This window comes from Clostridium sp. Cult1 (genome assembly GCF_021655095.1).
GTDB lineage: Bacteria > Bacillota > Clostridia > Tissierellales > Tepidimicrobiaceae > Schnuerera.
The window spans coordinates 32,086-40,618 of record NZ_PPXW01000001.1 but is presented as its reverse complement, the minus strand read 5'-3'; the positions used below and the strand labels follow the sequence as shown (position 1 = coordinate 40,618).

The 8,533-nt window shown below is 32.5% G+C and carries 8 protein-coding genes, 1 other RNA gene, 1 pseudogene and 1 riboswitch (1 of these 11 cut by a window edge); of the genes and pseudogenes, 2 read left to right on the top strand and 8 right to left on the bottom strand.

Features of this window, described 5'->3' with window-relative positions:
- Both C3E89_RS00215 and C3E89_RS00210 read right to left on the bottom strand, forming a co-directional pair.
- Positions 1-363: pseudogene (locus C3E89_RS00215) on the bottom strand (ABC transporter permease); the annotation flags it as partial.
- 1 nt (position 364) lies between these two features.
- Positions 365-1,432 carry an ABC transporter substrate-binding protein gene (locus C3E89_RS00210; protein WP_236910501.1) on the bottom strand — a complete coding sequence of 356 codons (1,068 nt, stop codon included), beginning with the start codon at positions 1,430-1,432 and terminating at the stop codon, positions 365-367.
- Positions 1,433-1,609: 177 nt separating this feature from the next.
- Here C3E89_RS00210 and C3E89_RS00205 point away from each other — a divergent pair, with 177 nt between their 5' ends.
- Positions 1,610-2,287 (top strand): PHP-associated domain-containing protein, encoded by a 678-nt coding sequence (locus C3E89_RS00205; protein WP_236910500.1) that lies wholly within the window; start codon positions 1,610-1,612, stop codon positions 2,285-2,287.
- A gap of 98 nt (positions 2,288-2,385) precedes the next feature.
- Positions 2,386-2,982 (top strand): DsbA family oxidoreductase, encoded by a 597-nt coding sequence (locus tag C3E89_RS00200; protein ID WP_236910499.1) that lies wholly within the window; start codon positions 2,386-2,388, stop codon positions 2,980-2,982.
- A 40-nt stretch (positions 2,983-3,022) separates the two neighbouring features.
- On the opposite strand, the gene C3E89_RS00195 is transcribed toward C3E89_RS00200, so the two are convergent.
- From C3E89_RS00195 to rnpB, 6 genes are all read right to left on the bottom strand, one after another.
- A complete protein-coding gene (locus C3E89_RS00195) occupies positions 3,023-3,697 on the bottom strand; it encodes a D-alanine--D-alanine ligase family protein (protein WP_272876629.1) in 675 nt (224 codons plus the stop codon).
- A 3-nt stretch (positions 3,698-3,700) separates the two neighbouring features.
- Positions 3,701-4,030: a hypothetical protein gene (locus C3E89_RS00190; protein ID WP_236910498.1), complete on the bottom strand. Its 330-nt coding sequence runs from the start codon at positions 4,028-4,030 to the stop codon at positions 3,701-3,703.
- Positions 4,031-4,159: 129 nt separating this feature from the next.
- Positions 4,160-4,693 carry a folate family ECF transporter S component gene (locus C3E89_RS00185; RefSeq protein ID WP_236910497.1) on the bottom strand — a complete coding sequence of 178 codons (534 nt, stop codon included), beginning with the start codon at positions 4,691-4,693 and terminating at the stop codon, positions 4,160-4,162.
- A 69-nt stretch (positions 4,694-4,762) separates the two neighbouring features.
- A riboswitch (THF riboswitch) is annotated at positions 4,763-4,857 on the bottom strand.
- Positions 4,858-4,939: 82 nt separating this feature from the next.
- On the bottom strand, positions 4,940-6,127 hold the full coding sequence (locus C3E89_RS00180) for a quaternary amine ABC transporter ATP-binding protein (protein ID WP_236910496.1): 1,188 nt from the start codon (positions 6,125-6,127) through the stop codon (positions 4,940-4,942).
- 20 nt (positions 6,128-6,147) lie between these two features.
- Complete coding sequence (locus C3E89_RS13390) at positions 6,148-7,998, bottom strand: glycine betaine ABC transporter substrate-binding protein (protein ID WP_236910495.1); 1,851 nt, start codon at positions 7,996-7,998, stop codon at positions 6,148-6,150.
- A 213-nt stretch (positions 7,999-8,211) separates the two neighbouring features.
- Positions 8,212-8,533: RNase P RNA component class A (rnpB, locus tag C3E89_RS00170), an RNA gene on the bottom strand (it continues 43 nt past the right edge of the window).

Below are 8,533 nucleotides of genomic sequence, written 5' to 3'. Positions count from 1 at the left end.
AGAAACAAATGGGGGTGATATCATAGTCAACATTAAAATTGTAGTAAGTATTTTTTTATACTTACTATTAGTAAAGCTAATATATATAGAAACAGCTATCGACAAAAGGGTGGATATTAAAGTAGTTAATATTGCAACAAAAAGGCTATTTTTAAGTAACATAATATTTTTATTTAATAAACTCTTATAAATATCTAATGTAAACTCTCCATTAACAATAAAGCTTTTGCTAATTACAGATAACATTGGATAGAAGATAAATATTATAACAAGAAATAAGATTGTTAGAAGTATCAGTTTATCAATAAAATTTAAAAAAGGGGTACCTATTTTATTAGATACCCTGTTTTTTTCTATTTTCATATTATTTATCACCTACAAGTTCAGACCATCTCTCTAGTATTGACTCCCTATCCTTACCAAAGGAAGATAAGTCCTGTTTAATAAATCTTTCTTCTGGTACACCTAAATTATACCCTTCTACTCCTGGTTTAACCATTTGAGCTCCATCTTTTCCGTCTATCTGTGCAAGGATTTGTTGATTTTCTTTGGAAAGCATAAAATCTATGAAAGCCTTAGCTCCTTCTAGGTTTTGACTATTTTTGAATATGGCAACCCCTTCAGGTACCCATGGTATACCATCTTCTGGGAAAACTACTTCAACATTCTGCTCTTCTTGAAGATCAAAAGCTGATTTGTCAGCAGGAATAATTCCAATAGCAAATTCTCCTTCCATAGTCTTTAACTGAGGATCCTTGCCTCTCTTAGCATAATAAGGGATATTCTTATCTAGTTCTTCAAAAAACTTCCACCCTTCTTCTCCCATCATTTGCAATAATCCATTTACTGCTGCATAGTTTGTTCCTGAAATAGCTGGATTAGACATTATTATTTCATCTTTATAAACTGGATTGGTCAAATCTTTCCAACTAGTTGGCATAGGAAGATTGTTTTCTTCTAAAATATCCTTGTTAACTAATAGTCCTACAATAGTAAGACCTTTTCCAATCCAATACCCTTCAGGGTCTTTAAACTCCGCAGGTATGTCTTCAGATTCCTTTGATATATAAGATTCAAGTAAGCCTTCTTCTTTAGCTTGCATAAAAGCATCTAAGCCTCCACCAAACCATACATCAGCCATAGGCTTTCCTTCCTCTGCTCTTACTCTTGATAAAAGTTCTCCAGATGACATGGATATAAACTCTACTTTAATTCCAGTCTCATTAGTGAACTTATCAAAAAATTCCTTATAGGACTCAGAAGTAGCTACAATATTTAACGTAGTACCTTCTAGATCAGTATTTTCCTCCTCTTTAGCTGTTTCTTCTTGTATTTCTCCATCATCAGGTGCCTCTTTTTTTTGACAAGCAGCCAGTGATAAAATCATTGAAAAAATTAATAACAAAATCAGAATTTTACTAGTTTTTTTCATGTTTTTTCCCTCCGTTTCAATATTTCCTCAAACATTATAACATAATATCTTATAAATAAGTTTTCCATTAAGATATTTTATAATCATCGTCAAATTATAGTTTTTATCTATACAAGATTATTGCAACTGATTTTATGGTATCATCTAATTAGTACTAAAAATGGAGGCAAAATAGAGATGATAATAGATACTCATATACACGAAAATAAATATTCATCAGACAGTTTTATCGATTTTAAAAAAGCCATAGATATGGCAAAGCTTATAGGACTTGATGGAATATGTATAACAAACCATGATAATAACGATTTAAGAATGGAGCTAGGTGATTATGTTAAGATTAATGGAGTATTAGTAATAGTTGGTGCCGAAGTCCTTACTCATCAAGGAGATATATTAGTTTTTGGCCTAAAAGATATTCCTAATGAAAAGATGCATGCTGAAGAACTTCTTAGATTGGTGAAAAAACATAAAGGAGTAGCTATTGCCGCACACCCTTTTAGAAACAATAATAGAGGATTAGAAAATCACCTACATGAAGTAGCTAATCTATTAGACGGTGTTGAATCCTTTAACGGAAGCACCTACTCTTACCATAATCTATACGCCTATGCAACAGCTACTCAATTAGGTATGCCCTCTTTAGGGGCCAGTGATGCTCATGTAATGGATAGAATTGGTAAATATGCAACTAAGTTTTACGATACTATAAGAGACGATATAGATTTTATAGAAGCTATTAAATCTAAAAATTTTCATCCTGTCATGAGAAAAGATGGAATATTTAAAGACTTTGATTACACTTATGAAGAACTATTACCAAAAGAAAAAATAACAAATCTTGAACAGAAATAACTATAATCCCCATAAATTATTAGTTTATGGGGGTTATTATTTATTTTTACTGACAATGGGTATATATTCAACAAATAGTAAATTTGGAGGAGTTTGAAATGTTGGATATTAAAATTTTTTCAGATTTTGCATGTCCTTTCTGTTTCATAGCAACGGGTATTTTTGATAAATTAAAAGAAGACGGTATAGAGTTTGCTGTAGAATGGATTCCTTATGAAATACATCCAGATATACCTTTAGAAGGTAAAAGTGTAGAGGGAAAACACCCAAAGGGCTACGCAGAAAAAATGTATGAGATGTTAAGCAATTTAGGAGCTGAATATGGTATTGAATATAAGATACAAGAAAAAGACTATAATACCCATAGAGCCCTTTTAGCAGGAGAATATGCTAAATCTATAGGTAAGTATGATGAATTTTCAAAAAAGGTATTTAAGGCCTATTTCACAGAACTAAAAAATATAGGAAATATAGATATTCTTGATGATATAGCTAATAAAGCTGGATTAAATGTTGAAGAAATGAATAAACTTATTGATTCTGGTAAATATGAATTAAATCTAGAAAGGGCAAAACAATTAACAGACAAATTTGAAGTAGAAGGCACCCCTACATTTATAATCAACAACCAGCATAAAATGGTTGGTGTCAGACCTTATAAACAGATGAGAAGGTCCTTCTTAGCATACAATTAGAATTATCTCCTTAAGTACAGTACTTAAGGAGATAATCTTATTAAACAGTTTTATATTTTAATTCATCATCTGAATAATACCTATTAATTGCATTTCTAACAATTTTCATAATCAAACCACTATAACCTAATTTACAGGCTTCTGCCATCTTAGTCAAATCACTATGGCCTTTCATAAGGCCTGGCAAAGAATTCACCTCTAATACATAGGGAATATTATCTCTCAATCTAATATCTATTCTGGCATAATCTCGCATTCCTAAGGTATTATATGCTTTAATAGCTATTCTTTCAATTCTCTTTTTTGTTTCCCTTTTTAATTTAGCAGGAATATGGAAGATGGTCCTATCTCCGTAATGAAATTTTACTTCAAAACTATAAATATTATTTAAATGTTCTGGAAGGTTTGAAAAATCTACTTCCAATATGGGGAGAACCATTAAAGTTTTGCCGTTACCTAAAACCCCTACTGTAAATTCTCTTCCTTCTATATATTCAGTAATCATAATAGGTGGATTATAGCTTCTTAAATCTTCTTCTACTTTTTTAATTAAATCATTTTCATTAAATACAAGGCTGTTTTCATGAATTCCCCTGCTAGATCCTTCGTCTTTAGGTTTTACTAGAACTGGAAAATCTATATTTAATTCTTTGATTTCATCTATACTGTTTACATAGGAAAACCTTGGTGTAGGAATTTTGGCTTCTTGAAACAGTTTTCATGAATAGATCTTATTATATGCAAGACCATGGCCTAAAGGCGAAGAACTGGTATAGGGAATGCCAGCATACTCAAGAGCTGCAGGCAATTGAGATAGTCTAGCATCACCATTGATTCCATTGCACAGATTAAAAACTAAATCTACTTTTTCCTTTCTCAATCTTGGAACCAAATAATCGTCAAATACTAAATCAATACAGTTAAACTTCTTTGAAAGTACTTCTTTTAATCCTTTAATAGTCTTTCTCTTCTGCTTATCTTCCATTATACCTTCCTCTGTAGGTAATAGTTTAAACCTTGGCTTATCAGTAACAATAGCCACTTTCACAAATAAACATCTCCTTTAATATGCTAAATAAATAAGAGAAGCATCTTAAAAAAACGCCTCCCCTCTCATTATATAGCATTAATCTAAATATTACAAAAGCCATTACCATAACCTGGTAATGGCTTTTTATTAATTAGTATCTAACGCTAAAGGAAGTCTGCTTATTAAAATCTTAGTCATATATGCATATAATGGTATATTGACTAATTGACTAATTACCCTACCGGGCAGAATAGTTGCTAAGGGCATTCCAAATAATGTTTTCATAAAGTAAGCCCATAACAGTATAGATGTAATAGCCTGTCCCACTGCTATAGCCATTAATAGTCTCCAAAAGGAAGTTCTACATACTTTATCTTTACATTTCATCATAATAAGCCCTGGGATTACTCCTGTCAAAGCAGCGGTTAAAGTAAAATGTGGCATGTAAGGTCCCATTGGACTCACAATCATACCTATAATATCGCCAACTGCTCCTACAATGCCGCCAGCTAATGGACCAAAAACTATACCAGCAAATATAACTGGAAAACCACCAAATCCTATCCTAACGATTTCAGTGCCTCCACCGCCTATTCTAATACTGCCCACTCTTGTTAATACAACATTTAGAGCTATTAGCAAAGCATAATAGGCAATATTTTTGGAATTTAACTTTTTCACAAAAAAAGCCTCCTTTCATCAGTGATATGACAGAACTGCCACATCAAGAAAGCAGACTATTCAGGATGTGTCAGCGAACGCGATAGTTTAACGCAAGCTAAAAGCTTTTCGTTTAGAGGCAACGTCCCATCCTCTAACACTTTACGCAAACTACCTACTCTGCCATTAATTCAATTTTATTAAAGTTTTAATAATTGTTTTCACACATAGTATATCTAATAATTATATAAAAAGCAAGAGAGAAGTTTAATTTCCATTTTTCAAAAGACCTGAGAGTATAGAAGTTCTCACAATTATCCCTAATACTTTTTTATCATCATTAATTACTACTATAGGATATTTGGTTTTTGCTCCCTTATCAATTAAGTCCTCTATAAATCTGTCCTCTGTAGTAGTATAATAATCGTGTTTCAATATCTCCTTTAACGAAGATTGTTCTTTCTTAGCTGCTTTTATACAGTCATCAATAGTAACAATCCCTTGCAGTCTCCTATCTTTATCAACTACAAAAACGCTAGATATATCATTGGCTTGCATTTCCTTTATAGCAACTCTAACACCATCTTTTAATGAGACTATAGCATTGGGTTTTTTCATTATATCCTTTGCTTGAACCACTTTAGTCCTATCTATATCCTTTACAAAGTCCTCTATATATTCATTAGAAGGATTATTTAAAATTTCCTCTGGTGTTCCTATCTGAACTATAGACCCACCTCTCATAACCGCTACTCTATCTCCTAATTTAAAAGCTTCATTGATATCATGGGTAATAAAAATTATGGTTTTATTTAATTTTGATTGCAAATCCAATAATTCTAATTGCATATCTCTTCTTGTTAGAGGATCAAGTGCACTAAAAGGCTCATCCATAAGGAGAATATCTGGATCGTTAGCAAGAGCTCTAGCTAACCCTACTCTTTGTTGCATCCCTCCGCTAAGCTCATTGGGCATTTTATCCTCCCATCCTTTTAACCCTACCTCCTCTATAGCCTTTAGAGCAATTTTTCGTCTCTCATCTTTATCAATATTTTTTATTTCCAATCCATATTCTACATTGCCTAATATAGTCCTATGGGTAAACAATCCAAAATGTTGAAAAACCATAGCAATTTTTTCTTGTCTAAACTCCCTTAATTTCTCTTTATCATATTTAATAATATTTTCTCCATCAACGATTATTTCTCCTGAAGTAGGTTTATTTAAAAGATTGAGACATCTTATCAAAGTGGATTTACCGCTACCTGATAAACCAATTATAACGAATATTTCTCCTTTCTTTACTGAAAAACTTACATTATTTACTCCAACAGTTTGGCCAGTTTTTTCTAATATCTCTTTTTTAGTCCGGCCTTCCTTTAGTCTTTCTATTGCAAGTTTTGGCCTGTTCCCAAAAATTTTAATTACGTTATTTACAATAATTTGATCTGACAAATTATCACCTCCATTACAATCTAAACTTTTTGTTGATTACCAGATATTTTTTGTGTAATTCTATCGATTATAATAGCTAAAAATACTATACTTATTCCTGCATCAAAACCCATTGCAATATCAGTTCTATTTATAGCTATTAATACATTTTCTCCAAGTCCTTTAGCTCCTACCATAGAAGATATAACGACCATAGACATTGCAGCCATCGTTGTCTGATTTATACCTGCCATAATGGTAGGCATAGCTTGAGGTAGTTCTACTTTAGTCAATACTTGCCAACGTGATGATCCATAAGAGTATGCGGCTTCTCTCATTTCTTTTGGCACTCTTCTAATGCCTAGATTAGTCAATCTAATACAAGGTGCTACCGAGTATATAATAGTTGCAAATACTGCAGGTACCGTTCCTAATCCAAAGAATATCATCGCTGGTATTAGATGTACAAAGCTAGGCATAGTCTGGGCACCATCCAATAAAGGCTTTATAATAGTTTCTAGTTTATCGCTATTGGCCATATAGATCCCCAAAGGTATTCCTATTATTATAGCTATTAAAACTCCTGTTAATACTATTGACAAAGTAAAAATCATATCATCCCAAAGCCCTAACATACCAATTAAAAAAATCATTATAGCAAACACTAGACCCGTTTTCAAATTAATAGCTTTCCATCCTAGTAAAAAGATGAGAAGAATAAAGATAAACCAAGGAATAAAAGCTAATAGATTTCTTATACTGGAAACAATCCAGTCTATACCTCTAGCTAAACCATCAAAAAAACCTTGAAAACTCTCCGTTAACCAAGAGACAAATTTTTCAACATATATACCTAATCCTATACTTAAACTTTCAGGAAACTCATTTAGCTTTCCTATTGTAAGTATTTCATCTTTCTCTAATGAAATCTTTACTCTCTCAGCTACTTCTTCTGGAACCCAACTAGTCCAAAGTTCTTCATATTCAGCAAAAAACCAATTAATAGTTTTATCCATATCTAAATCATTATCTTGCATATATGCTAGCAATTCACTAGTAATCTTAGAACTAGTTTCATAATTCTTCAAAAAATCTACTACATCTGGCGCTTTTTCTAACATTTTATTATTTACTGCCACCGTTACTTTCACTCCAGGAAATTCTGTCCTATATCCATCTTCCCATTTTTCTTCATCAAAAGAGTCATCTTCTAATAAGGTTAGATCATATTTACCAGTAATCCATGTAGGATCCCAATAGTATCCAACCCAAGGTTCTCCTTTTTCATAAGCTGAAACTATAGAAGTATTCAAAGCTGTATCTGAACCTGGGTTAAAATAGTCGAATTTTTCTTCTAGATTATAGGTTTCCATTTTAGTCCGAAGTATTTCGTCTGCCACCCAATTAGGTGGTGCACCATATATTCTTCCTTTATTAGGATCATCTGGATCCATGAATATTTCCCAATATTTTGGTAAATCCTTTATGGATTTTAAATTTGGCGTCAAAGGCTCTATTCCTCTTTCACTATCCCCTTTGATTAAATATGTGGGCACATAAAGTCCCTGTGCATTATCGTCAAAGTTAGTAGATAACTCAATAATTTCTCCATTCTGTATTCCTGGATAATATACATCTTTAATATTATCTGTCCAGGACTCCATAGATATATCGATATCACCTTGTCTAAGTCCTCGTATTACAATTGGTGATGAGCCATTAATAATATCCGTTTCATATCCATATCCATTTTCAATTATAGTCTTAGCTATTCCATTATGAATTCTTATACTATCCCAACCTGCATCAGCTAATATAAGTTTTGGTTTTTCTCCATCTAAATTACTGGCGTAAACATAGCTATTGAAACTGAATTGTAATATTAATGGCACTAAAAATAAAGTTAAGATATATCTTAGCTTTTTTACTTTTTGAATAATGAACCACTCCTTTTATTTTGTTATTATTTTAAATTATTAGGGAATTTAGGAAATGATTAATGAAAGTTACCATAATAGGTATTATTATAGCTTATCATAAATTTCATGTCAAATTGGAAAGTCATGTATAAAAACATCAGTCCATAAGACTGATGTTTAAAAATTATGACGAGTAAATCTATAAGCCGTGTTCTGTCTTAGATGATCATCTATCTATGACCTATTGTTACCAATAGATTCCTGCGACCTACCTTTGGGACGGCAGCGGGCTACCACCTTTTTTAGTCCCTTCTTGGTCTTGCTCCAGATGGGGTTTACATAGCCAACTAGTCACCTAGCCGCTGGTAAGCTCTTACCTCACCTTTCCACCCTTACCTAATTTAAATTAGGCGGTATATTTCTGTTGCACTATCCTTAGGGTCACCCCCACTGGACGTTATCCAGCATCCTGCCCTATGGAGCACGGACTTTCCTCATGCAAAAGCAC